Annotated in this window: 16 protein-coding genes; 4 read left to right on the forward strand and 12 right to left on the reverse strand. The window is 66.5% G+C overall.

Translation table 11 applies throughout. The annotated features are described in order from the left end of the window. The first annotated feature begins 224 nt into the window (after positions 1–224). Positions 225–1,469 carry a GNAT family N-acetyltransferase gene (locus STRTU_RS17375; RefSeq protein WP_159744389.1) on the forward strand — a complete coding sequence of 415 codons (1,245 nt, stop codon included), beginning with the start codon at positions 225–227 and terminating at the stop codon, positions 1,467–1,469. A gap of 93 nt (positions 1,470–1,562) precedes the next feature. On the opposite strand, the gene STRTU_RS17380 is transcribed toward STRTU_RS17375, so the two are convergent. Continuing rightward, positions 1,563–2,456, reverse strand: coding sequence for an NADP-dependent oxidoreductase (locus STRTU_RS17380; RefSeq protein WP_159744391.1), 894 nt, complete (start codon positions 2,454–2,456; stop codon positions 1,563–1,565). Between the two features lie 70 nt (positions 2,457–2,526). Between STRTU_RS17380 and STRTU_RS17385 the strand changes: the two genes are divergently transcribed. Then, positions 2,527–3,114: a TetR/AcrR family transcriptional regulator gene (locus tag STRTU_RS17385; RefSeq protein WP_159744393.1), complete on the forward strand. Its 588-nt coding sequence runs from the start codon at positions 2,527–2,529 to the stop codon at positions 3,112–3,114. Between the two features lie 25 nt (positions 3,115–3,139). On the opposite strand, the gene STRTU_RS17390 is transcribed toward STRTU_RS17385, so the two are convergent. Together STRTU_RS17390 and STRTU_RS17395 are read right to left on the reverse strand one after the other, a co-directional pair. Then, the gene (locus STRTU_RS17390) at positions 3,140–3,559 is read right to left on the reverse strand and encodes a hypothetical protein (RefSeq protein ID WP_159744395.1); all 420 of its coding nucleotides are present in this window, start codon (positions 3,557–3,559) and stop codon (positions 3,140–3,142) included. A gap of 86 nt (positions 3,560–3,645) precedes the next feature. Beyond that, positions 3,646–4,884, reverse strand: coding sequence for an MFS transporter (locus STRTU_RS17395; RefSeq protein WP_159744397.1), 1,239 nt, complete (start codon positions 4,882–4,884; stop codon positions 3,646–3,648). Positions 4,885–4,970: 86 nt separating this feature from the next. Here STRTU_RS17395 and STRTU_RS17400 point away from each other — a divergent pair, with 86 nt between their 5' ends. Next, positions 4,971–5,429: a winged helix-turn-helix transcriptional regulator gene (locus tag STRTU_RS17400; RefSeq protein ID WP_159744398.1), complete on the forward strand. Its 459-nt coding sequence runs from the start codon at positions 4,971–4,973 to the stop codon at positions 5,427–5,429. A gap of 679 nt (positions 5,430–6,108) precedes the next feature. Next, entirely contained in the window at positions 6,109–7,128 is a 1,020-nt protein-coding gene (locus tag STRTU_RS17405) for an endonuclease domain-containing protein (RefSeq protein ID WP_159744400.1), read from the forward strand. 241 nt (positions 7,129–7,369) lie between these two features. On the opposite strand, the gene STRTU_RS17410 is transcribed toward STRTU_RS17405, so the two are convergent. The 9 genes from STRTU_RS17410 to STRTU_RS17450 form a co-directional block, all read right to left on the reverse strand. Next, the gene (locus STRTU_RS17410) at positions 7,370–9,412 is read right to left on the reverse strand and encodes a hypothetical protein (protein ID WP_159744402.1); all 2,043 of its coding nucleotides are present in this window, start codon (positions 9,410–9,412) and stop codon (positions 7,370–7,372) included. A gap of 51 nt (positions 9,413–9,463) precedes the next feature. Then, on the reverse strand, positions 9,464–11,551 hold the full coding sequence (locus tag STRTU_RS17415; RefSeq protein ID WP_159744404.1) for a hypothetical protein: 2,088 nt from the start codon (positions 11,549–11,551) through the stop codon (positions 9,464–9,466). Continuing rightward, entirely contained in the window at positions 11,548–12,228 is a 681-nt protein-coding gene (locus STRTU_RS17420; protein WP_159744406.1) for a hypothetical protein, read from the reverse strand. The genes STRTU_RS17415 and STRTU_RS17420 overlap by 4 nt, the downstream gene beginning before the upstream one ends. 140 nt (positions 12,229–12,368) lie before the next feature. Beyond that, positions 12,369–14,993 carry a TniQ family protein gene (locus STRTU_RS17425; protein WP_159744408.1) on the reverse strand — a complete coding sequence of 875 codons (2,625 nt, stop codon included), beginning with the start codon at positions 14,991–14,993 and terminating at the stop codon, positions 12,369–12,371. Beyond that, complete coding sequence (locus STRTU_RS17430; protein ID WP_159744409.1) at positions 14,993–16,144, reverse strand: AAA family ATPase; 1,152 nt, start codon at positions 16,142–16,144, stop codon at positions 14,993–14,995. The genes STRTU_RS17425 and STRTU_RS17430 overlap by 1 nt, the downstream gene beginning before the upstream one ends. Continuing rightward, entirely contained in the window at positions 16,141–18,288 is a 2,148-nt protein-coding gene (locus tag STRTU_RS17435) for a Mu transposase C-terminal domain-containing protein (protein ID WP_159744411.1), read from the reverse strand. The genes STRTU_RS17430 and STRTU_RS17435 overlap by 4 nt, the downstream gene beginning before the upstream one ends. Continuing rightward, positions 18,285–18,956 (reverse strand): TnsA-like heteromeric transposase endonuclease subunit, encoded by a 672-nt coding sequence (locus tag STRTU_RS17440; RefSeq protein WP_159747024.1) that lies wholly within the window; start codon positions 18,954–18,956, stop codon positions 18,285–18,287. The genes STRTU_RS17435 and STRTU_RS17440 overlap by 4 nt, the downstream gene beginning before the upstream one ends. A 906-nt stretch (positions 18,957–19,862) precedes the next feature. After that, positions 19,863–21,353, reverse strand: coding sequence for an ATP-dependent nuclease (locus tag STRTU_RS17445; RefSeq protein WP_218039310.1), 1,491 nt, complete (start codon positions 21,351–21,353; stop codon positions 19,863–19,865). Positions 21,354–21,397: 44 nt separating this feature from the next. Next, positions 21,398–23,386 carry a LysR family transcriptional regulator gene (locus STRTU_RS17450; RefSeq protein ID WP_269777466.1) on the reverse strand — a complete coding sequence of 663 codons (1,989 nt, stop codon included), beginning with the start codon at positions 23,384–23,386 and terminating at the stop codon, positions 21,398–21,400. Positions 23,387–23,548 lie beyond the last annotated feature (162 nt).

The raw sequence follows: 23,548 nt of genomic DNA on the forward strand, positions 1-23,548 counted from the left end.
CCGAGCATCACAGCAACGGCCCCCGTCCGCTCCTTGTGGTGGCTCTTTCTCGCCACGGGACGTCCTGCCGGTCGACGGAGGACAGCGCCACAGCGGACACCCATCATCGCGCCAAGGCGAAGCCTCCCCGCGGTAATTCAGTTGCCCCGGCCACCGGCCGACGTTGCACTGTGGCGACGCACCACGAGTCGTGGTGGCGGTATCCCGGGAAGGCAACGGCAGCAATGGAAATCCGTCCCACGACCGACCAGGACCTCGACGTCTTCGTCGACACACTCCATGGCGCGTTCGGGCGCTTCCCGGAAACCCCGACAGCCGGCGGCGGGCGCTGGTGGTCGGCGCTCGAAATGGACCGCAACCTGCTGGCCATGGCGGCGGACGGGCGGCCCGTCGGCACCGCGGGGGCGTACTCCTTCGAACTCACCCTGCCCGGTGACACCATCGCCCCGGCCGCCGGGGTGACCGCCGTCGGCGTCCTGCCCTCGCACCGTCGCCAGGGCGTGCTCCGCGCGATGATGCGGCATCAGCTCACCGAGCTGCGGGCCCGCGGGGAGTTCCTCTCCGTACTGCTGGCCTCTGAGGCGATGATCTACCGCAGGTTCGGCTACGGACCGGCGACCTACACGCAGCGGCTGACGGTGCCGCGCCACCGGGCCGCCCTCGCCCTCCCCCGGGCGCGCGGATCAGCCGACAACCCGGCGACCGGCTCCGACACCGGCCCGGACACCGGCTCCATCGAGCTGCTGCGGCGTGCCGAATGCGGCGACATCCTGGAGGAGATCTACGACCGCTACCGCCGCGCCCAGCCCGGCGCGCTGTCCCGGCCGCACCGCTGGTGGGCCCAGCGCGCGGGGCAGCCCCCGCTCTCACCGGCACCGCGCTACATCGCCGTCCACCGTGACGCCGACGGCCTCCCTGACGGCTACGCCAGCTACTCGCTCGGCGAGCACGAGACCCTGACGGTCGACGAGACCATCACCACCGACGACGCCGTCTTCACCGCCCTGGCCCGGTTCGTGCTCGGACACGACCTGGTCCGTCAGGTCGTGTTCAAGCACGTCCCGCCCGATCACCCGCTGCGCTGGCAGCTCGCGGACTTCCGCGCCGGCGAGGTGAGCGACGACACCGACTGGCTCTGGGTACGGCTGCTGGACGTACCGCGTGCGCTGACCGCCCGCAGCTGGTTCATGGACGGCGAACTCGTCCTCGACGTCGACGACCCCTTCCTCGGCGAGCACGGCCGCTACCTGCTGACCATCCGGGACGGCAAGGCCGACTGCCACCCGACGGACCGGGAGCCCGACCTGTCCCTGGACATCAGCGACTTGGGCTCGGTCTACCTGGGCGGCACCGCCCCGAGCACCCTCATACGTGCCGGACACATCCGCGCCCACCATCCTGGCGCGGCCCCCCTCGCCGACGCCCTCTTCCGCACCGGCCGCTCCCCGCACTGCCTGCACTGGTTCTGACCGCGAGCCGGCCGCCGCTGCACCACTCCCGAGCGTCCCCGGCCGTCCTGCACGGCCGGGGCATGCCGGACCGGGCAACCGCGGGGAAACGGCTCAGACGACCACGACCCGCCGCCCGCGCGTGTGACCGGCTCGGCTGTCGATGTGCGCCGCCGCGGCCTCGGCGAGCGTGTACGACTTCTCGACCGGGATGTGGAGCCTGCCCCGCGAGATGAGCCCGACGGTTTCGGCGAGCGCGTCCGGCATGCTCCCGGCCACGCCGGAGAAGCGGACACCGAGCTCCGGCGCCGCGAGATCGGCGATGGAGATCACCTTCTGCGGATCCCCGGTCAGCTCGACGAGCTCGCGGATCACGCCCGAACCGGCCAGATCGAGAGCCGCGTCGACCCGGCCGAGCTGCCGCACCCGCTCGACCCAGCCCTCGCCGTACGTCGTGGCGAGGGCGCCCAGGCCGCGCAGATAGTCCTGGTTCGCGGCCCCGGCCGTGCCGATCACCGTGATACCGCGATCCCGGGCGATCTGGAGCACCGCCGATCCGACTCCGCCGGACGCACCGCTGACCAGCAGCGTCTGCCCGGACCGCACACCGACCTGGTGGATGATGCGCAGCGCGGTCTCCACTACGGAGGGGTACCCGGCCGCCTCTTCGAACGTCAGCCCCTCAGGCATACGGGCCCAGGCCGACAGCACGGCGAACTCGGCATAGGTGCTCGCACCCTCGCCGAACACGGGGTCGCCGATCTCGACCCCGTCGACGCCCTCGCCGACCTCGTCCACCACCCCGGAGGCGTCCTGTCCCACTCCGGCGGGCAACTCGACCGGATGGGCCGCCAGCATCTGGCCTTCACGGACCCTCCAGTCGAAGGGGTTCACGCCCGCCGCCCGCACGGCGATGCGTACCTGGCCGGGGCCCGCATGGGGCTCCTCGGCGTCTATGAGGTGCAGAACGTCCGGACCGCCGAACTCGGCGAAGCTCACTTTCTTCATGCCGGGGACCGTAACACTAACCGTTAGGATTTAAGAACAGTTGCGCTTTCGTACCTGATAGTGTCGCGCCATGACCGAGCCGTCCGGACGCCGTGAGCGCAAGAAGGCCGCGACCCGCCAGAAGATCGCTGACACCGCGCTGCGGCTCTTCCTGGAACGCGGCTACGACGCGGTGGGCATCCGTGACGTGGCCGCCGAGGCCGACGTAGCCGTCACCACGGTCTTCTCCCACTTCGCCTCGAAAGAGGCCCTGGTGTTCGAGCAGGACGAGGACTTCGAACAACGCCTCGCGCGGGCGGTCACCGGCCGGACGCCGCACGAGCCGCTCATCCCCGCGCTGCGCCGCGAAATCCAGGCCCTGGTGCGACATTGCACGGCCGACAGCGCCGCCCCGATCTGGCACATGATCGACGCCTCACCCGCCCTGCGGGAGTACGAGGAGTCGATGCGGCTGCGCCACGCCGAGTCGCTGGCCACGACCCTCGCCGCCGCTCCCGACCTGCCACAGACCACAACGGCCTGCCGGACGATCGCAAGGTTCGTGATCGACGCCTACTCGCTGGCCCGCGATACGGCCGATCCGGAGGCCGCGGTGGACGAGATCTTCCGGATGATCGAGGCGGCCTGGGAGGTCGCCTGCCATTCCCGACCTGCGTGAGGAACTGATCCTTCAGACAGGCTCTTCAGGCAGGCTCTTCAGGCAGGGCAACGGCCGACGGTCCGGCAGCCATCCGTTCCACCCACTCGCGCTGGGTCACTGCTCGCTCGATGCGGCTGACGATGTCCTTCTTGGACGCCGTGTCCAAGGTCTCCGGAAGTTTGTCGAAGGTGTCAGGAAGGACGTCGAGCAGACCCTGGATCTGTTCACCGGTCCTGACTGTCAGAAGCTGCTGGCACCTCCACTGCAGCGGCACCTCGGGACGGTGCCTGAGCCGCTGCACGAGCCTAGGGAACAGGTAGTGCGTCGCCTCTGCCGCAAGGTGCTCTTGGAGCCAGTCAACCGGGAGCCGCTGGCTGAAGCCGTGCATGGCGGCCTCTTGGGCCAGGTCCAGTAGCTGAGCGGTGCCGACAGCTCGAACCGTGCGGGGAAGGGGTGGGGCCATGTCGAGATGATGCCAAGAAGCCTCCGCGCGGCCGAGAGGTCAGCGGCTGCAGATGCCGGAGAGCACTCAAGGGGCTCTGCGGCTGTTCATGACCTGTCCGGCTTGACCAGCGGCTTGCTTTCGCTCGCGCGCGCTTTCTCTGTGCCGAGAGCGACGGATGTTTGCGCCACCGAGGGGAGTCGCCTGTTCGTCGCCCACACGGCCATCGCGCAGACCGCGAATCCTGCCCCGAGGAGACTGGAGCCCGCCCAGCCGTGAAGGGTGTAGATGGCGGTGGTTGCGGCTGCACCGAGGGCGGAGCCGAGCGAATAGAAGACCATGTAGCCGCCGATGACGCTGCTGGTGCGCTCCGGATGCGCGGTGGTGAGCAGGTGCTGGTTGCTCACATGTACGGCCTGGACCGCGAAGTCAAGGGCCACGATTCCGACGGTGAGGAGCCCCAGTGTCCACGGCAGCTGCTCGATCGCTGCCCACGAGAGGACGAGCAGGGTGAGCGCGAGGCCGGCGACCTGAGTCGTCCGTCCTGCATCCGCCCACCGTCCCGCGCGTGCCGCGCCGAGGGCGCCGGCGAGTCCCGCGATGCCGAACAATCCGATCTGGCTTTCGCTCAGGTGCCACGGTGCGTCCGCAAGCGGCAGGGACAGCCCGCTCCACAGCGTTCCGAAGGATGCGAACAAGAAGAACGCGATGAGCCCCCGCGTCAGCAAGAGGCGCTGACCGAAGAGTCCGCCAAGTGAAGCGACGGCCCGCCTGTACCCCTCAGGCCGGCTGGGACGTTCCTCTGGCGGCAGAGCGACGAGAACGAGAGCCGCGAGCCCGAGCGAGAGCACCGCCAGCACGGCATAGATGCTCCGCCAGCCCCATACATCGGCGAGCGTGCCGGTGACGACCCGCGCGCCCAGGATGCCGACCACAACACCCGAGGTCACGACGCCAATATTTCGTCCGCGCTCGGCAGGCGGCGAGACCGATGCGGCGTAGGCCACCGTGGTCTGTACGACGACCGCGAACAGACCGGCCACCGCGAGCCCCGCGAACGCCATCCATGCGGCTGACGCCGAGGCCGTAAGGATCATGCCCGTTGCGGTGATCGCCAGGTGCACGGCGATGAGCCGGCGCCTGTTGACGACCACATCGCCAAGCGGCACCAGCAGCACCAGCCCTGCCAGGTAGCCGAACTGACCGATCGCAACGATCCACCCCGTGTGTGCTGCCGGCACACCGAGATCCCGTCCCATCGGCTCCAGAACCGGCTGCGCGGCATAGATGCCGGCCACAGCGACGCCACACACCGCCGCGAGCAGAAGTCGCCGCCACACGTCCATCGCACCCCAACCCAATCAGTAGCGAATTGCAACCGTTTTGACGTTAGGGCATGCTGGTTTCAATCCGCAACTCATTGGGAGGTGTCATGTCGCGCACCACCATGCGCGCCCCGAAGCCTGACTGGACCGACCCCGACTGCCCCGTCGCCCGCACACTCGACCTCGTCGGCGACAGGTGGAGCCTTCTTGTCATCCGCGACGCGATGGACGGGGCGCGATCGTTCACCGAGTTCCAGCGACGTACCGGTATCGCCCGCAACATCCTCACTGAGCGCCTGCGCAAGCTCACCGCTTACGGGCTCCTCGCCCAGCGCACCGCGCCGTCGGGCCGGCGTCAGGAATACGTGCTCACCGACGCCGGCCGCGACCTCTTCTCAGTCATCCTCACTCTGCGGCAGTGGGGGGAGCGCCACGCCTTCGCCCCCGGCGAAGCGCACTCCACCCTGGTCGATGAGCACGGCACCCCTGTACCGGAAATCGTCCCGACCAGCGCCGACGGCACCCCCCTTGATACCGCGACCACCCACGTTCAGAAGACCCGATAGAAGGTGAGTCCTCGGGCATCTTCAGAGCACAGGCACCAGACGGATCCAGCAGTCGATGAGGGCCTGCCGTCGGTCCGAGGGCCGTATCCGATGAGTTCAGCGAGCTGATGGAGGGATCGTTGCCTGACAGTTAGCGGCGGCACTTCTTCCTCGGCTTGGCTTCTTCGGGGGTAATGCCGAGTCGCTTCACGGCGGCGGGTACCCCTGAGAACCTGTAACCGCTGTAGGTTCTCGCCACCCGTGTCATAGAGGATCCCGCTGACCTGGCACGATCCGACCAGTCTCAACAGCTGTCGGGACTGACGAGTCTCACGGCCGTGGCGGATTCCTAGCGCGGCCTCAGGCGGTCCCACCGCAGCTCGATGCGGATCACCGGCGCCATGCACCCAGAAGCCGGCGCACCCTGGACATCCGCCCCGGCCCAGGTCTCACCTTGCTCACGCGCGAGCTCGTACCGATCGCGTTCACTGTTCTCGGCAACCTCGTCCGGCGAGTAACGGCGACCCCACTGCACCTTGGCCTTGCGGATCCAGTAGTGCGATTGGCACAGCAAAGCCCAATTTGCCGACTGAGGGGGCGAGAGAAACGTTCTCCTCGTTGGAGATCTCATTTGTGATCAACGAGTAGGTGTCTGACGCCTCCGACCACGACTGTCGGTCCCAGGTACTACGGTTCGCGGATGAATCGTCAGAGCTATATCCCTCCCGCAGCAAAAAAGAAGTGCGAGGCGTGTGGGAAGCCCTACTCACCTCTGCGCCGTGGCAAGTGCCAACCTTGCTACCGGCGGGAGACGCGTTACGGCTCGACCGAGTACATGCGTAAGGAGGTCGAAGGCACCTCGCTCGACTTCGTGCTCGGGCACTGCACCGAGTCAGGGGCGTGCCTGGTATGGACTGGCACGGTGAGCAAAGAAGGACGGCCCCAGACCACGGACCGCAAACACTGGCGAGAAGAGGGGAAGGCGCGGCAGATCCTCTTGCACCGCTGGATGTACGAGCACCATACGGGTCAGACCTTGCGCAAGGGGCAGCACGTCAAGCAGACGTGCGGGAACAAGCTCTGCTTGTCGCCGGCGCACCTCTCCACCTCCCAACCCCGTCCAGGGCGCACGCCCCTCGGTGAAGCGGGGCGGTACAAGGGCAAGGAACGGCGGAAGGATCACCTCGAACGCTGTGCGCACGGGCACAAGTGGACTGACGAGAGCCTGTACATCGACCCGAAGGGCCGTCGAATCTGTCGCATCTGCCAGGCTGCGTCGACCATGCGGCGGCAGGGGAAAGACCCTAGCGACCACGAGTGGAAGCGCCGTAAGGCGTGGGATGACACCCCTGAGTGTTCGAACGGTCACGTGTACGCGGAGGTCGGTTGGTACTTCAACGGGGAAGCACGTGTCTGTCGGAAATGCTTCGCGGAGAAGGAGCGCAAGCGGTGGCTACGGGTGAGCTACGGGATGGCTCTGGAGGACTTCGAGACCCTGCTGGTAACACAGAACTTCGCCTGTGGCATCTGCACCGTGCCCTTCGATCTGGACGTACGGGAATTCACCCCCTGCGTCGACCACTCCCACTCAAGCGGGCAGGTCAGGGGGCTGCTCTGCCACGCGTGCAATCTCGGCATCGGGCACTTCAAGGACGACCTTGAACGGTTGCACTCCGCAATCAAGTACCTAGAGATGGCAGGATCGGCAGCAGTCCGGTGAGACAGTCAGAAGCAGCCCGTCACCAGCGGGCGGCGGGAGCCGCCTGGAGCGGGCGAGCATCGGTGACAGCGCCGTGCAGGCCGTCAAGGGGATGCGTGTCCTGATCCTCACAGGCATTTATGCCAATGCCCTGGAGGCTGGCCTGATGTCTACGCGTCGCATCCCCACCTCAGAATCGCACGAGGACTGGCTGTCATACAGCCGTTTCATCCTCGGGGGTTGCCGCTCTCCACTCATCTCATCAGATTCGCCGCGGAGCGGGCCTGAGTCTGTTTGGGTTCTCGCGTCCGCCCGGTACACGCACAACGACCACGAGGCATGGCTCGAGCTCTCCGGTCCGTTGAACCTCCTCGATCCAGATGCTGTCGAACAAATTGATGGCACCCTCCGCGCCGACGGTCTTGTCCAAGGCCAGGAGGATCGCGAAGGAAGGGCCGGCGTTCTGGTACTCAGCCGCCTGGGCGACGTACGTGCGCAGACCGTCCTTACTCGCGTCCTCTTCCTCGATCTTGCATTCGACGTTGAAATAAGCAGCAGGGAAGGTGACCAAGACGTCGGCGCGGCCACCACCCTTATCGATCACCTCGAAGTGCGCGACCCGGAACAGAGCAGTGACGGCGAGAAACTCCCGGTAATGCTGATGGAACAGGGCTTCGTCGACCTTCTGCTTCTTGCCGTCCTTGTCGCGCCCGCGCAGGTACTCGGTATAGCTGCCACCCGTCGTGCGGCCCACGTCGTAGCACAGGAACGCGAAGCGGACGGTCGCCTCCAGCAAGACTTGGAAGGGCTCGGCAACTGTGGCAATCCAGTCGCGGGACTTCTCCAGTCTCACCACCAGCGTGTCCATCAGCCGGCTGTACTTGGCATCGGTCACCGAGAGAAGGAAGTCATCACTGTCGCGCAAAGCCAACTCCAGCCTGTCCAACACCTTGTCGCTGTTCTGGTCAGTAAAGACAGCGAAGTCTTCGGGAAACTGGCGCGCCAACTGCGGCCAGCGCCGTGTCTTTCCCGGGTCAACCTCCGCCCCGGGATCAAGGAGGGCAGAGCTACGCAGGCGGGCGCTGAGGGAGGCGTGCAGGCGTTGCGCGGCCCCGTCGTCGCGAAAATCCTCGTCGTGGGTCAGTGCGTGCTCAAGGATGCGGAACCGGTTCTCGCTCCGGAGGAAAGCATCCTCAATGACCGGGGCGACCAGAGTTTCCACAACCTGCTCCGCCGGAGTGTCGGTCAGTACCTTCACGGTGTGGTGCGCTGTGTAGGCGCGCAGGAGCGCGGTGAGGATCCCGTGGCCGTGGGCGTACCACGGGTCATCGTCGCCCATGTGCTGGGCCGCGTAGTCCAGGAGGACAGTAAGTTCGCACCAGGCGGTGATGTCGTCTTGGCGGCCCTTCGCCCATGCGGGTGTGCTGGTACGCATGCGCCAGGCTCGGTAGTTCTGCACTCGATCGTGCAGCGCCTGGGCTGCTGCGGCCACGCGGACGGGGGCGTCGGGCGCAGATAGACCGAGCAGGCCATCGATCCCTGCCAGGTAGATCTGGGCGTCAAGGCGATCGGGATCGACGGCTGCCAGCTCGTCGAGACGCCGCCTGCTTATCGAAAGCTGCTCGACCATCGCCTGGTAATTGTCCTGTTCCAGAGCGGTGCGGACGTCGCCCAGGGCTAGTTCGAAGGCCGCGTCCCGAAAGGTGTGCTCCGGGATGAGGCAGCGTTCCAGGGCCTCTCGCAGGCCGGCACCAGGATGGTGCGCGTCCAGGACGCCCAGCAGGCGGGGAAGGCGTGCTGCGAACGCAGTCGGCAGAGCAGCTGTGTCCTCGGTGACCATGTCCATCGCACCCAACAGCTGAGCCGGGGTGGCGACACCTGCCAGGGTGAACTGCACGAGGCACTCAGCGGCTTCGGCACCAATGAGTGCGGATGCTGGGTCGTCCCCAGCGTCCTGGGCTTCGGTGAGCCGGCGTAGCAGCGTCCGGGTGGCTTTCGTTCCCAGGACGCCGACCAGTCGCGGATGGGTGGCTAGCGTGTCGACGGCTTCCGCGAAAGCGAGGTGCCGGGTCGAGGACGCCAGGCCCTTGATAATCGCATCGCCCAACGCAGACGGGAAAGTGGCTTGCGGCTCGTTCGCGGCAGCACTGACAAGGAAACCAAGGAGCGGGCCACTCGTGAAATAGTCCGTATGTGTGAGGACCTCGTCTAACCCGCCCAAATCATCCAGGGTCGGTCCGGCACGGCGTTGGTCGGGAGTGGCCGTACACGCCCACGCGGAGATCCGCTCATCGATGACGTGCACAACTGCTTTCCCCCAGCGTCGGTTGAAGCCTCGCGGTGCCCCTTTTGCCTATCAGAACAGTTCGCGGCCGTCGACTCCCGTCACAATACGGTCCTTCGGATAGATATCCCAGACGGCGTCCTCGATCGAAGTAATGATCATCTGCAGGCCGGGCACCGTGTTACCGGTGCGATACAGGGTGTCCAACACCTGGTGGGTCGCCTGCGAGGTTAGTTCCTCGGCTGTGGGCGCGTCGATCAGCAGCAGGCCGGGGTGAGACATGATGCCCCTGCGACGGCTGACCTTGATCATGCCAACGACGACCGCAATCCTCATCCGTAGCCGGTCGACGGGGCTGAAGGCGGAGAACCTGTGCTTGGCACCGGATTTGACGGCGTTGAGCTGACCCCCGAGTGAGAGGTTCACGCTCGTCAGGTTCGTGACGCCCAGGTCGTGGGCGATCTGGACGATCTCGTCGTTGAGTTCAGAGAACAGCGCACGGCTGTGCCGATCCACGACGTCCTTGAGCGCCTCAGCTGCTGCGGCCAGCACCGTCTCGTAGCCTGACCCCTGCTCGACCGAGTTCTCCTGAACCGGCTTCGCCGCGGCCAGGGCCGCCGCAAGCGCCGGCGGGGTGTCTTCGCACTTGCCGCCGGTGGCCAGGGTCAGTGCACCTCGCATCTGGTCGACTTCGCGTTGGGACTTGTCGAAGAGAACGAACCAGTCGCTTGAGCGGACCTTCGCCAGCTGTGCAGCGGACTCATCGTAGGCTGCCCGTGCGGCCGCAAGTCGCTCTGCGGTGGCAGCGAGCGTGGCCGCGCAACTGTCCTCAGCTACCTTCGAGGCAGCCAGACGGGTGTCGATACGAGCGAGGGCCTCCGCCTGGGCCTGAGGGTCCTCCAGAACGCTAGGCAGTGGACGCGCGCATACGGCGCACTGGTGCTCGTCGTTCTCAGCCGCGCGGCGCGCATCGTCGATCTCGTGGTCGCACCGCGGACACACCTCCGGGTCCAGCGCGCCCAGCAGCAACCGGGCGGCGCTGCTCTGCTTGGCCCGGCGCTCCGCTCGCTGGTCTGACTGACGGGCCTTCCTCGCGGCCCGGTGCTGCTCGCTGGCCTCCTGATGTGCCGTCTGCTGTGCGGCAAGTTCGGCGGCGGCCTGGTCCACCGCGGCAACGAGGCCCCCAACGTCCGGCCTGGCGGCCTCCATTCTCCTAAGACGCTGCTGGGCTTCCTCAAGGGCCTCGCGAAGCGGGGCGACCTGCTCGTCGCGGGCACGCGCGTCTTCCTTGGCACGACGCGCAACCCGGCTGACCTCCTGCGTCTCCGCCTTACGCAGCGTAGACAAGCGGGACAACTCCGCCGCATACGGGACGTCCAGGAACAGCTGCATCAGCTTGACCGGAAGCTGTCCGACGAGGGTCGGCCCGAGGAGGAGGCTGTCGCTGGCCGAGTTCAACGCGATGGCGTAAAAGAAGCTGGCCCAGCCGTGGACCTGCTCGGCGCTGTCACGGTTGCCGTTCTCGTCCTTCGGGGCGTTCGACTCTGCTGCCCACACCGATACCGACTGCAGGCCGAGGCGCTCCATCATGAACCGGCCAATCAAGCCCTTCACGCCGCTGGGCTCAGCCGTGGCAGCCAGGCGCACACCCATTCGGCCTTCTGACTGGCCTTCCAGCGCAAGCAGATCGTCGATCGCGTCAGCAGTCAGTAACCGGGTACTGGGATGCCCAGGCTTGTCGAAGAACAGACGGACCGACGCGGCCGCCCCGCCGACCTCAATGTCAACGCGCACGAAGCGGAACCAGCCCACGGTCTCGGGACGGCAGAACGCATCGAACCCCTCGCCTCGTAGCGCGAAACTCAGCGCCCAAAGCAAGCTCGACTTGCCAGCCGAGTTGATGCTGCTGGAGATCGCCCAGGGGCCACGCCCCAGCCTGATGTCAACCGTGAAGGGGCCGTCATTGCCTGTGGTACCGGTCTTACGGCCCTCGCAGTACAAGCGGTGCACCACTAACTCGCGCTTCGCGGGCAGCGACCCCGTCAGCTCCAGCCCGTGGGACGCCAACACCTCGGCTATCTGCTCCGGCTCGATACCAACCCGGTCGGCGATGCGCTCGTAAAGCTCGCCCTCTGATGGAACCGGCAAGTCGGCTTTCATGCAGCGTTCCCTCCCAACGCGGCCACCCGAAGGCACCCCAGCCTCTCCCGCGTCCGGTCCGCAATCGACGGAATGATGGCGCCCAGCGGCGTCTGCGCGTAATCCCGCTGCAGATACTGGCGCTTACGCAGAGCCAATGCCGTATGCCCAGTGGCCTCCGCCAACGCCCGGACCAACACCGCCCGCTCGGTGTACCACGCCAGCTCGGGAAATTGCGCCGTGGCATGCTCGGCGACATCCCGACCCTTCTGCGTCAGGTAGTAGCTATCCTTGATCACTTGTCCGCTCGCTCCGCGCTGGCTGGACACCACTAGCAACCGGGGCGCCACCAGCACACTCAACGCACGATCCAGGTGTTCGAACGCGCCGAAAAGGTAGCGGACCATCGGGATCGCACAGATCTCTGGCTCCTCCGAGTCCAGGATCCGGCCCGCCAGGTCCAGCAATAGTGGATCCGGCTGACGCTCGTAGTCGTTGAGCAGCTCATCTGCAAGGTAATCAGGGTTACGCAGCCAGAAGTCCAGCTTCTGCAAGCGGCTCTCCGCGTGAATTACCGCGACCGCGTTGGTCGGCGCTGCGCGCATGGCAAGCTCGTCGAGTGAGTCAGCGGTCGCTGCTATGAGAAGCAAAAGCCGGATCGCGTCCGCGAACCGGTCACCCCCATCGTCCACAGGCATTGCGACACCGTAGCGACACGCACCGTAGGCATTCAACCCCTCTACGCTACGAAAGGTTCGCAATATCGTCACAGTTCTTCCCATGATGGCCGTTGGCGCCAGAACAGGTCTCGCAGAACGGGAGCCCAAGTGGGAGGTCGCTACAGGTGTTGGTGGATCGCTGCGAGGAGACACTCGCCAAGCGGGGTGAGCGCCATGGGGCGCTTCCGGTTGGCCCGATGGAACAGTGGCCCGCCGAGTTCTCGTTCGAGGCGGTTAATTTGCAGGACGAGGGCGGAGGAGCACACGTCGAGCTCGTGAGCTGCGACCTGCATGGAGCGGTAGTCGGCTGCGGCGGCGAAGCGTCGGAGGCGCTCGTGGGCTCCGGTGCCGGTCAGCACCTTCCGCAAGATGGGCGGGGCGGCCTTGGCCTGGGCCCGGACAGTGAGAGCGCTGGCGTGGCTCGGACCACCGCTAGAGCGCAACGGGATGCCGAGCTGGCGTGCCCGGCGCAGGAGGTTGGTGTCGCTCATGCCGAGCTCGGCCGCGATCTGGCCAAGGGTCCGCTGCTGGACCACGTACTGGTAATGCAGCCAGTCGCGGTCGACGGAGATAGGGATGGGACCGCCGAACTGGCGCGTGACGATGCCGTATTCACGGCCGAGGGCGGTGATGACCTTGAGGCCGATGCCGTACTTGTCAGCGATCTTCCGCAGGGAGAGTTGCTGGTCGTGGTAGAGGCGGGCGAATTCCTCTTTGGGTAGGACAGTGCGGGCCCAACGGCGCATGTCTCCAGTGGCACGGGCTTGTGCGAGGGTCTTCGGTAGCGGGGGTGCGGGCTGCTCGGAGAGTACGTGCCGGACGGTCTCGATGGTGGTGCCGAGGGCTTGGGCGACGCGTCCGACGCTGGCGTCAGGTCTACGGACCAGCTCATGGAGATGCTTTACCTCCACGGCGTCGGGGTCAGTACCGGGCAGCACGAGGCCGGCCAGGAGGTTCTTGGGCGGCTGCCAGGTGGTCGGCTCGGCGATGCCGTGGGAACGGAGGAAGTCCTGTGCCACGAGATCTAGTTCAGCGGCGAGGTCGGGGGTGAGGTCTGCGATGAAGCCGGCCAGGAGGGAACGTTCGGGGGCAGTGTTGGTACGGAAGTGCGTGGGTGCCAAGTCAGTCGGCATTCCGCTCAAGCGCTCGAACAGGAAAGCGCGGGCGAGCTTGCTGCGGACCTGCCGGCCAGGCAGGATCCCCGCGTTCCGGCTGATGGTGTCCCACACTTCCCTGGGTAGCAGGTCCGTGTAGTCGAGTTTCCGTCGGCGCTGGTAGTCGATCGGGGCGGGGTGTGCGTCGAGGTGGTCGGCCAGCCGCACGAGGGCGGTGGAGATGGTTCGCCACTGTGGGTCGTTGAACACCTGCTGGATGATGTGACGGGCGTTGCTCCGGTCGCGATCGGCGAGGAGCCGGGCGGCTTCGGCGTACTCCAGGCGGCTGCCGACGAACAGGAGTGCGGCGGACAGGGCTGGCCGCATGACGCGCGGCAGCAGGCCGGTGCCGGGCTGCAACAGCAGGGACCAGGTGGGCCAGAACATCGTGGGGACGAAGCGGTATCGCTCGGAGACGCGATCGGTGGAGGTGTGCTGTCCGGGGAAGGGTGAGGCGACCCGGTAGCGCAGCTGGTCGGTGGGCCGCAGCAGCGGGCCCACCGCCGCGAGGCGTACAGCTTTGATGACCGGACTGCAGGCGTGTCCCCATCGGTCGATACTGGTGGGGCTGAGCTGGCCGTGGAATTTCCGGGCGGCGGGGAAAAATTGCCGCAGGGTCTCGGCCGCGTCCTGAACGTCGTTCGTAGCCAGGACGCGCACGGCAGCGGTGAGGCTCACTGCGGTCGTGATCGCGCTCGGAGGAGTCATGAAGCCCAGGCGTTTGGGCGGGTTGGCGATGGCGCTCTGTCCGGGCTTCAGTGCCCGCACACCCTCGTAGGCGTCGAGGAGATCGGCGGGCACGAAGCTGACGAGGTTGCTGAGGCTGGGTGCGTTCAGGGCTCGTACTGCGACGGAGTGCATGTCGGCCAGGACGGTCCGTACCGGCTGTGGCCTGCCGGTATAGATGCCGGAGCCGATGGTGACGGAGGCGATGATCTCGTCGAGGGCGAGCTGAGCGAGTAGGGCTGGATGGTCGGGGCCCAGGTGCCGGCTCTCGGCGTCGGTGAGGGGTGTGTGGCAGCGGGCGCTCGTGGACCGTCTGCCGTTGGTGGCAAGCGGGGCTGCGCAGAGCCCCTGCTGGGGGATCACGTGCACGGGGTGGGAGCTCTGGCGGGGGATGTGCCCGCAGTGCGGGCACAGGTCGGCCAGCAGGCGCTGGTGGGTGGTGCAGGCGAAGGTCCAGCCCAGGCGCCAGGACAGGGGCCAGCGGCCGCCGTTGTCACGCAGGCAGTCGGGGCAGAAGCGGGAGCCGCGGGCGCGTCCCCACAGAACCTGGCGCATCACCTGCCGGGTGGCGGTGTCGATTTCTACCGCGCGGTGGTTGTACTGCTCCAAGGTCATGGCCGCCAGCCGGTCGGGGGCGGTGCCGGTGGCGGCGACCGCATCGGCCTCGGCAGGTCGGAGCAGGACGGTCCAGTTGATCGGGATGTCTACGGTGCGGTTACTGCGTGACCGCCGGGGTGACAAGCCGAGTTGAGGCAGGAGGTGGGTCAGGGGCGTGTGCAGGCGGTGGGCAGTAGCCTCGAACCAGGAGTCTAGGGCCTCGCCGGGCAGCGGGGCGAGGCGGATCGGCAGGGTTCGCCGACTCATCAGGCAGCGTTCTTGCGGGGCTGGCTGCGGAGCTTTCCCTTCTCGAAGGCCAGGCGGAGTTCGCGTTGTCCCTTCTCGGCGGCTGCGTCGTTCTTGACCTGGTCGAGCAGGGCGATATCCAGGTGTTCAGCTCCGGTGCGAATGGCGCGCTGGCAACCTCGATTGATCAGTGTCATCAGGGAGCCGATGTGTCCGGTGCTGCGGGCGAAGAGGTAGTCGGACAAGTCGTCAGCGATCATGCCAGGTCGGCACTGTGCGAGGACGACGCGCTGTTCGATCGCGAGCAGGGTATTGCGCCAGTCGCGGCGGCCCAGCTCGGTGGCGACGGAGAAGGAAGTCATGTCCAGGCGGGTGGTGCGGCGGCCGGTCTGGGCCAGGACCCCGTCTTCGTAGCTGGTCCCCTCGTCGAAGAGTCCCCGGGCCTCCAGGCCCACCCCGACCAGCAACAGCGTGACGGGGAATTCGTTGGCGATGTACTTGAAGTGGTTGCTGACCTCGATGCCGTTGGTGTTGCGCCACTTGAGGAAGTGCAGGTCGTCGACGATCAACAGCTTCGTCTCGCAAGACAGGACGCAGTCCAGGGCGCGAAACCCGAAGTCGGTGGCGGTGCCGCGGTGGCGGCCGGGGTGGCCGTAGTACTCCAGGATGCCGCGGTTGAAATCGCGCATGCTGGTGTTGCTGGTCAGGCCGACCCGGCAGACCGGCCAGCGCTCGTGGCCGTCGTCTGTGAGCCGCCCGTGTTCGGCGATCTCGCGGCGGTGGAACTGCTTGGCGAATGCGAGGACCGCGGTGGTCTTGCCCAGGCCCGGGAAGGCGTCGATGGCGATGCCGCCCTTGACCTTGTCGCCGTCCTGGTCGTTGCTATCCACGATGTCCCACAGGTCCTCGTGCAGGTCGGCCATCTGCCGGGTCTGCAGCGGGCCCAGGTTGGCATGCCACTTGCGGCGGGCCCGGTCGTACTCGGCTCGGGCGGCTTCCCCGAGCGCGGCCAGCTGGGTACGGGTCAGCGGTTCGGGCTGTGTCCGGGCAGGGGCCTCGGCCAGCTTCTTGAAGCCCTCCTTGCGGGAAAGGGTCAGATGGTCCAGCCGCTGCCGCAGCCTCTCCTGCGAATCCTTGACCGTCGGGCTCCTGCGGGTGTGCGGTGCGGTCATTCCACGTCCTTCAGTGCGGTGGCGTAGAAGTCGATGTCGTCGAGCAGGTCGTCATCGTCGTCCGTGTCGTCGACGACGTCCGCCTGCACAGCCACGTCCTCGTCGGTCGCTTGGGGCTGTGTGGGCAGGGCGAGTACCCGGGACACTGACGGCAACATCGTGATCTCAGGATCCTCGGACGACGTGGGCGGCAGCGGAAGCGTCTGCTCGCGGGACAGACGCAGAGCGATGCGGCGCTCGGCGAGCGAGGTGCCCAGCCCCAGCTGCCAGCGCTTGAGCAGCAGCGCGATGGCGAGGCGATCGTCAGGGTGCTGGTAGTTCTGCTTGGCCAGACGGCGGGCGAAGGTGAGCGCTTCGGCACTCAGCGGCATGTCGACGGCCGGGGCGTGCTCCCACCGCAGGGTGTGCCAGGTGCGGTCGCGTGGGTCACGGAAGTAGACGCGGGTGATGTCGCCGGGGTCAACGGCAAATGGCTTGCGGCGGGTGGCCAGGCCCGTGCGGGAGCTGCCCATGTCACGGAAGTCGTCGATGCCAGGCCCGTTGTAGCGGCGTCCGTCGATCTCGACGCCGTAGTGCTGGACTGTGCGCATCTTCACCGGCAAGAACTCGTACGCCAGGTCCGGATCGCGGGGCACCTCCACGTATCCGGACCTGGCCAGCCCGTGCTCGAACATCTGCACCGGCGACAGGCGGAGCTTCGGGACCAGCGGGTCAACCAGTCCCTTGTGCGGACGCCGGTGGTACACAGTGGCCACCCACTCGCGGATGATCTCTTCGAGTTCATGGTGGAAGAAGAACGCGTCACCCTCCGGGTTCTTCCCGCGTCCGTGCACGTCAGGGCCCTTGTAGCCGGGCAGCGCCTGCAGTAGGTCCTCACGCATCGTCCGGAAGAATCTCTCGATCGGCCCCTTATCGCGGCCGGTACGTAGTCGCGCGGGCTGCACCGAGATCCCCATCCGGCGGCACACGCTGGTCAGGTGCTCCGACAGGTAGACCTTGCCGTGGTCCACCACTAGCGTCTCCGGCGCGAGCGCCGGGCCGGCCGCCTGGGCCAATGGCCCATCCACCGCCTGCCAGTCCACAAGTAGCTTGCGTGGGATCCCGTGGTCCGGCCACACAGCGCCCTCCGGCCAGGACTCACCGACCGGCCTCGGGCGGAAGGTTTGGAACAGAACCCCGGCCACGTCTGCTGCGGTCGTGGACACCGGGGTCACCGCGAGGCCGGTGATGCAACGCGTGTACCAGTCCATCGCGACGGTCACCTCGGCCTGCATCCACTGCAGAGTCAGTGCATCAAGCGCGAATACGTCCAGGCGGGTGGTGTCCATCAGCAGGTACTCGCCCGGCCGGGTCGGCCGCAGCTTCCCGTAGGCTCCCTTGGGCCGCGCGGCGATCTCGGCGTTGCGCTTACTGCTCTGACGGAACGTGGGTCGCTTCAGCTCCAGTTGCTCCAGCCACTGGTATCCCGTCGAGCGGCTCGGGAGTTTCACCGTGCAGGCCCCGTGCTGTTCCACCAGACGCGCGGCGACCTGTTCCAGCACGAGCTTCTTGCCCGGCCGGGACTTTTCGGTGTACTCGCCCATCACCTCAAGCGCCATCTCCACCCAACGGGGGTCGGCCCGGCCCACCTTGTTCCAGGGCTCGTGAACCTTCCGGGGTAGCAGCCCGGCCTCGCCGAACTCCTGGAAGTCGGCTGCCCAGCGCTCCACTGAGCGGACGCCAACCCCGAGTTCGGCCGCCTTGGCCGCATACCGCCGACCAAGCGGCACCCCGGTCGCGTACTGCGGTCGTGGCTCACCCGGCGCGGCCAGGTCCGCCGAGCCGGAGCGGTAGCCGTACAGCACCTCCCGCACGTGAGCGGCGCGTTCAAGCACCTCGTCGCGCTCCTCGGCGCTCGCCCTGGCGAAGAGCACGGCCGCGGTCTCCTGCTCGTCGGTGGACGCCGGGCCTGGACCTTGGGGAATGACCTCGGCCCGGCCGGAGGTCATCAGCTCACGGACTGACATTCGCGACAGCCGGTCGCGCCCGTCCCTCAGCAGCACCTCCATGCCGCCAGGCAGAGCGATGACCTCGACGACTTCGGCAGTCTCCCCGTCCACCCGCAGGCGCGTCCCCACACCCACCCGCACGGCCACCGGCGTCATGCGGCCCTCCTCACCGAGTGTCCAGGGCTGAGCGGACGGCTCAGGTCGCAGACCAGGCGGCCTACCCAGAGCAGATGCAACACCGTGGACTTCACCAGCGGCCGGGGCTGATCCGGCAGTACCAGGAAGCAGTCCCCCAAGGACATCCCGTCCGCCACCTGCCCGGCCACCTCATCCACCAGGCTCTGGTCGAACAGCCCACTCCTGCGGTACCCCGCCAGGAAACGCACGTTCTCCAGCTCGGCGGCCGGCGGCTCGCTGAACACCTCGTACGCCCAGCCGCGTGACTCGACCACTTGCCGCGTCCACGCGAAGGCCAGCGCGACCTTCGGGTCCTCCAGCCGATGCCTCGGCTTGACGTCCACCACCACCGGACCGTCATCCGTGACCAGGAGGTAGTCAGGAATGTGACGTCGCCGCTTTCCCTCGATCCACGTCGTGAGGAGAAACGGCTGCGCGACGATGGCGCTCACGCGGGCGTCGAAGTCGGCCAGCAGCAGGCGGCTGAGTTCCAACCGCGACTCGTACACAACGTGGTCGCCCACCGTCGCAGACCAGTACACCCCCGAGTAGTGCCTCTGTCCCAGGTACCAGCGGAACGTCCGATACGGAGAGGCAGCAGTCAAAGCGTCGAGAAGAACCGAGGCCCAGTCACATTCCGCGGTCACATCCCCGCCGGTGCCTCTCAGGCTCACGAGCACCGGCTCCACAGGCGCAGTAGTCGTCATGCTCCCTCAATCTCGCTTCTGTGAAAGCGACTTGATCAGTCACTGGGAGCAGGGTGCCCACCGCGGACACCGCCATGAGAAACGCGCCTCAGCTGCACACAATGTGTGGAATCTTCAGCAAGAAGGCATGAAATCCGCATCCGCTGGCGGACCCGCCACGGCGCCGCCGGCTGAATCCGGAATCCGCCAGCGAAATCGGAACCTACAACCGTGTAGGGTCTCCCGGCTCGTGTCAGAGGGCAGCGCACTGACCTGCCGCTCTGCGGGCAGTCTCACCACGTGACCGACATGATCAGTCTCACGGCGACGGCGAATTCCTCAGAGTCGAGATGTGGTTAGAGCTGTTCGGAAGAGCCAGCTGCTCTGGCCAGACACCGGCTGCGTACTCGGGCTCTGCGGGCCTCCTGCGCTAGACGCACAAGCTCAAGAAGAAGCTCGGCTGCCTGTTCTTCCTCAGAAACTAGGGCCAGGAGCGAGTTGATGGTGTCGTCCTCTGGAATGACTGCGCCTGCGAGATACCGCTGGATGCTGTGACCACTCACGCCGGTGACCCAACACTCGTATTCATTCGTGGAATCGCCGGTGCCGTCGGCAGCGCCATCGTCGGCGGGTCCGTCTGGTGGCTTCAGCAGCGATAGGGGGAACGCCGGATTGTCTTTTGCTGTAAAGCGGCGTTGAGGATCGAGCGGCTGGGCTACTGGCCGATTCCTCCCGCACGAACGAGATCCCTGACAGCATCTGCCAGGGATCTCGTTCGGGGGCGCACCCCAGGTACTTGCCGCCGGGGCATGTACCCGCCGGCAGCTTCACGAGGGCCGGGCCGTGTAGTCCACACCCGCGACGCAGCTACTCGCGTCGCGGGAGGAGATCCCCAAGACCGTCAACGAGTTGGCTGACCTCTTCGGGAAACTCTTCAGCCCACGTGGCCAGGAAGGCGCCTGCCACGATGCTGCCCGCAAGAAAGTCAAGATCTGCGCCGATCTGCTCCCAGATGACGTGTCGGTCCCAATTGGTCAGGGCGCGGGTTCTTACTACATCTTTGACCCATTCCTGCTGATGCACGGTCAGCTGCAAGCGGAGAGCGAGCTTGGCTGCAACTGTGTCGAGGCGTTCCAGGATGCGGCCAATAACGTGTGCCTCTGGTGAGCTGTCTCCCGGGAGAAGGAAGATCAGATCGCTCGTACTCTCACGCCCCGCTTGATCACCATCGAGGATGCACACCGATGTGAACTGCCTGGTCGGGTCTATGTTGTGCTGGTGGTTGACCTTGATCGCTGGGTCGGCTCCGCCCATGCCGTGCACCTTCACGGCGTCTAGCTCGACTCCGCCATGAACACGCAGAGCCGTGGTGACCATCATCTCTGCAAAGTTGTCCTCGACGAAGATCGCGAGCTTGGCATGAATCTGGCCCGTGATTGTGCGCAGGGCGCGGACATCGAGCTTCCCCTGGAGCACGTCTCCGTTGTAGGCCGCCCAGATGGCCTTCGACGGCAGTGGCGCAAGCGCGTCGTTGGAATGGGTCGTGAAGATGACCTGGCAACCCTTGCGCTTCGCGACGCCGATGAGGTACTCAACCATGCGCCGCGTGGCTACTGGGTGGAGGCCATTCTCAATCTCCTCGATCAGGATCATTGAGCCGTCCTGGGCGGACTCGACCTCGGCAACCATCCGGATCACACTGGCCTCACCCGCACCGAAATGGAACTCGGAGTACTCGACGTCCTTGTGTGTACGGCCAGAGAACAGAGTGACGCTGCCAGCCGCATCAATGTAGAGCTGCTGGAATCCTTCAATCGGCTTGCCTAGGATCCTCGCGACGTGCGCCGTAACCTCTGGAGGCAGCGCTACCTCCTTGAGTGCGGCGAACGCCGAGGTCGCGGCCTTCTTGAACTTCGCTCGCTCAGCGGCCGGGACGGTGCGATCAACCCCAAAGACCCTGACCTCGCGGTCAAGTACGGAGTCCCGACTCCACCTGTAGGTCTTAAAACGTGCGGTGCGCGATATCGGGCCCCGGGTACTCAGTGACTTGTCGATGATCTCGTACTCAATCGACCAGTTCTGCATGCTTGCGTCGTGCTTGCCACTCTTGGCAAAGAACCGCCCGGGCAGAACGCTCTTGTAGGCCAGCGCAGCGGCACCGAGTACCGTGCTCTTGCCTCCCCCGTTCGGCCCGACCACAGCAGTGACGGGGAAGTCGAAGGTTACAGTGCGGTCGGTGAAGCCGCGGACCGTCCGCAAGGTAAGCCTCTTTAGGTACCTGCCGTAGTTGCCCTTCGAGACCTTTTCCTCCAGCCCGGTGATCACGCTCGGGCTGATCTCGCTCTGGTAATTGCCCACATGCTCTCCTTTCGAACTGCGGAGACTCCGCAACACTGATCGGGTCATTCTTTGATGAGCTGAGCAGCTGCGGCTACGCGTTTCCCGAATCGGGTCAGCTTCATAGCCCTGCCGCGCTCTGCTCGCTCGAAGAGAGGCTGTCCCAGGTCATCTTCGAGACGGTTGATCTGGGCCACCAGAGCGGACTGGTGGATGCCGAGGTCTTGGGCTGCTTCAGTGAGGGTTGGATAGGGCTGGACTGCCAGGAACCGCGCGAGTCGTTGCCGTGCGTATGGGCCGGTGAGAGCTTTGCGAAGGACAGCGGGAAGAGCCTCTGCTTCGTCGGCGGTGCGAAGAGTGCTGTGGTGGCTAGCTCCGCCGCGGGGGCGGAGGGGGATGTTGTGGATGTGAGCCCAGCGGGCCATGTTCGCGGGACTCATCCCGGTTTCGCGAGCGAGGTCGGGCAGGGTCCGGCGGCGACGGACGTATTGCTCGATGAGCCAGTCCCGTTCGATGGTGCCGCGGCGCTTGTGGTCCTGGGGCCCGCGGAGCGGGATGCGGTACTCCTTGGCGAGGTCGGTCAGCACTCTGCGGGAGAAGCCGGTGAGGGTGGCGATCTGCTGGAGGGACCGCCGTTCGTCGAGGTAGAGCTGGGTGAAGCGTTCTGCCGGAATGGCTTGCCGGGCTTGCTGCCGGATGCGGCCAGTGGCTCTGGCGGCGTTCTTTGTCAGCGGGGGTGCGGGGGCTGGATGTTCGTCGAGAGCATGTCGGATGGCCTCGACGGTCGTGCCCAGGACCTGGGCTGCGTGCTGAACGGGGTGCTGACGTTCTCGGACGAGCTGGTGCAGGCGGGGTAGGTCGACGTGCGCCGGGTCGGGGCCGGGAAGGGAGAGCCCTGCCAGCAAGGTAGTGGGAGGTTGCCAGGTAACGGGCTCGTTGTGGATGTGGTGCGAGGCCAGGAAGGCGAGAGCTTCCTGCCGGAGGGCGTGCACAAGTTCGGAGGTCTGAAGCGCGTTGAACCGCAAGGCCGTTGCCCGGAACTCTGCGCTGTCGAGTCCACCCAGGGCGTCGGGGACAGACTCGGCGGGCAGGCCGCTGAGACGTTGGAAGAGCTGGCTGCGTGCGATGCGTTCGCGCCGTCCGGTTCCCGGTGGTGTTCCGGTGTAGCGGCAGATCTCCAGCCAGCGGGCATGAGGAAGCAGGCCGGTGTAGTCCAGGAGTCGGCGCCGGCCGTAGTGGATGGGGGTGCTGTTGGCATCGAGGTGGCCGGTGAGCCGGTCCAGGGCGGTGACGATGTCCGGCCATTGCGGAAGGGCGTTGAGTTCCTGAAGGAGACGTGAGACCTCGATGCCGTCGATGGTGTCGCCGATCAGCTCGGCAGCCTGGTCCAGGGATGTGCGGCTGTCGGGAATCAGCAGCAGGGCGGCGAGAACGGGGGCCAGAGCCCGCGCATGGATTCCTTCAGGTGGTGTGAGCCGGACCGTCCAGGACGGCCAGAACATCGTGGGGATCTTCCTGGCTCGCTGCTCGATGCCCTGAGTGGTCCTGGTCGGCCGGCGGGGGGTCTCGGTCGTGATGCGGTAGCGGACGTATTCGCTGGGGCGGAGGGAAGGGGCGAGGGCGGCCAGGTGCACGGACTGCAGCGCCGGGCTGATTCCCCTGCCCCAGCTGTCAATGCTGGTCGCCGAGATCTGCGTGAGTTCCTCGCGTACTGCTTCCAGCAGGCCCCGCAGGGCCTCGCCGGCCGGGTGGATTCCTGGTTGCTCCAGGATGCTCAGGGCCATGGTGACCGCGACGGATGTGTCCGCGGCTCGGGGCGGGGCCATGAACCCCGGACGTTCCGTCGCCTGTCCCGTGTGCGGGGAGACCGGATCGGTGCTGAGGTGCGCTTCTGCGATATCAGCCGGGATCCGTTCCCGTAAGACAGCCGCGGGCAGGTCGCTCAGGACGCGGATGCCCAGGGCCCGGATGTCCGCCAGTACCGCCGATGCCGGCTGGGGAGAGGTCCGGTATGGGCCGAAGGCAGCTGTTGCCCCGTCGATGATCTCTATCACTCGGTCCTGCGCCGTGAGAACAGGATGGCCAGGAGGCAGGAGAAGCGTCGAAGCGCGGGTCAGATCGGTGCCGCAGCCAGCCGAGAACGGGCGGGCGGGGCGGGTCGGTGGATTGCCGCAGAGTTCAGGCCGGGGGACGGACCGGCCGGAACGGGGCCGCTG

Origin of the sequence: Streptomyces tubercidicus (assembly GCF_027497495.1) — a bacterium.
In the GTDB taxonomy this organism is placed as follows: domain Bacteria; phylum Actinomycetota; class Actinomycetes; order Streptomycetales; family Streptomycetaceae; genus Streptomyces; species Streptomyces tubercidicus.

Excerpts from the sequence above, each read along its gene's own strand:
- STRTU_RS17435 (WP_159744411.1), bottom strand. The coding sequence starts at position 18,288 with ATGACGCCGGTGGCCGTGCGGGTGGGTGTGGGGACGCGCCTGCGGGTG.
- STRTU_RS17420 (WP_159744406.1), bottom strand. The coding sequence starts at position 12,228 with ATGCCTGTGGACGATGGGGGTGACCGGTTCGCGGACGCGATCCGGCTT.
- STRTU_RS17395 (WP_159744397.1), bottom strand. The coding sequence starts at position 4,884 with ATGGACGTGTGGCGGCGACTTCTGCTCGCGGCGGTGTGTGGCGTCGCT.
- STRTU_RS17385 (WP_159744393.1), top strand. The coding sequence starts at position 2,527 with ATGACCGAGCCGTCCGGACGCCGTGAGCGCAAGAAGGCCGCGACCCGC.
- STRTU_RS17425 (WP_159744408.1), bottom strand. The coding sequence starts at position 14,993 with ATGAGTCGGCGAACCCTGCCGATCCGCCTCGCCCCGCTGCCCGGCGAG.
- STRTU_RS17380 (WP_159744391.1), bottom strand. The coding sequence starts at position 2,456 with ATGAAGAAAGTGAGCTTCGCCGAGTTCGGCGGTCCGGACGTTCTGCAC.
- STRTU_RS17430 (WP_159744409.1), bottom strand. The coding sequence starts at position 16,144 with ATGACCGCACCGCACACCCGCAGGAGCCCGACGGTCAAGGATTCGCAG.
- STRTU_RS17375 (WP_159744389.1), top strand. The coding sequence starts at position 225 with ATGGAAATCCGTCCCACGACCGACCAGGACCTCGACGTCTTCGTCGAC.
- STRTU_RS17415 (WP_159744404.1), bottom strand. The coding sequence starts at position 11,551 with ATGAAAGCCGACTTGCCGGTTCCATCAGAGGGCGAGCTTTACGAGCGC.
- STRTU_RS17400 (WP_159744398.1), top strand. The coding sequence starts at position 4,971 with ATGTCGCGCACCACCATGCGCGCCCCGAAGCCTGACTGGACCGACCCC.
- STRTU_RS17405 (WP_159744400.1), top strand. The coding sequence starts at position 6,109 with ATGAATCGTCAGAGCTATATCCCTCCCGCAGCAAAAAAGAAGTGCGAG.
- STRTU_RS17390 (WP_159744395.1), bottom strand. The coding sequence starts at position 3,559 with ATGGCCCCACCCCTTCCCCGCACGGTTCGAGCTGTCGGCACCGCTCAG.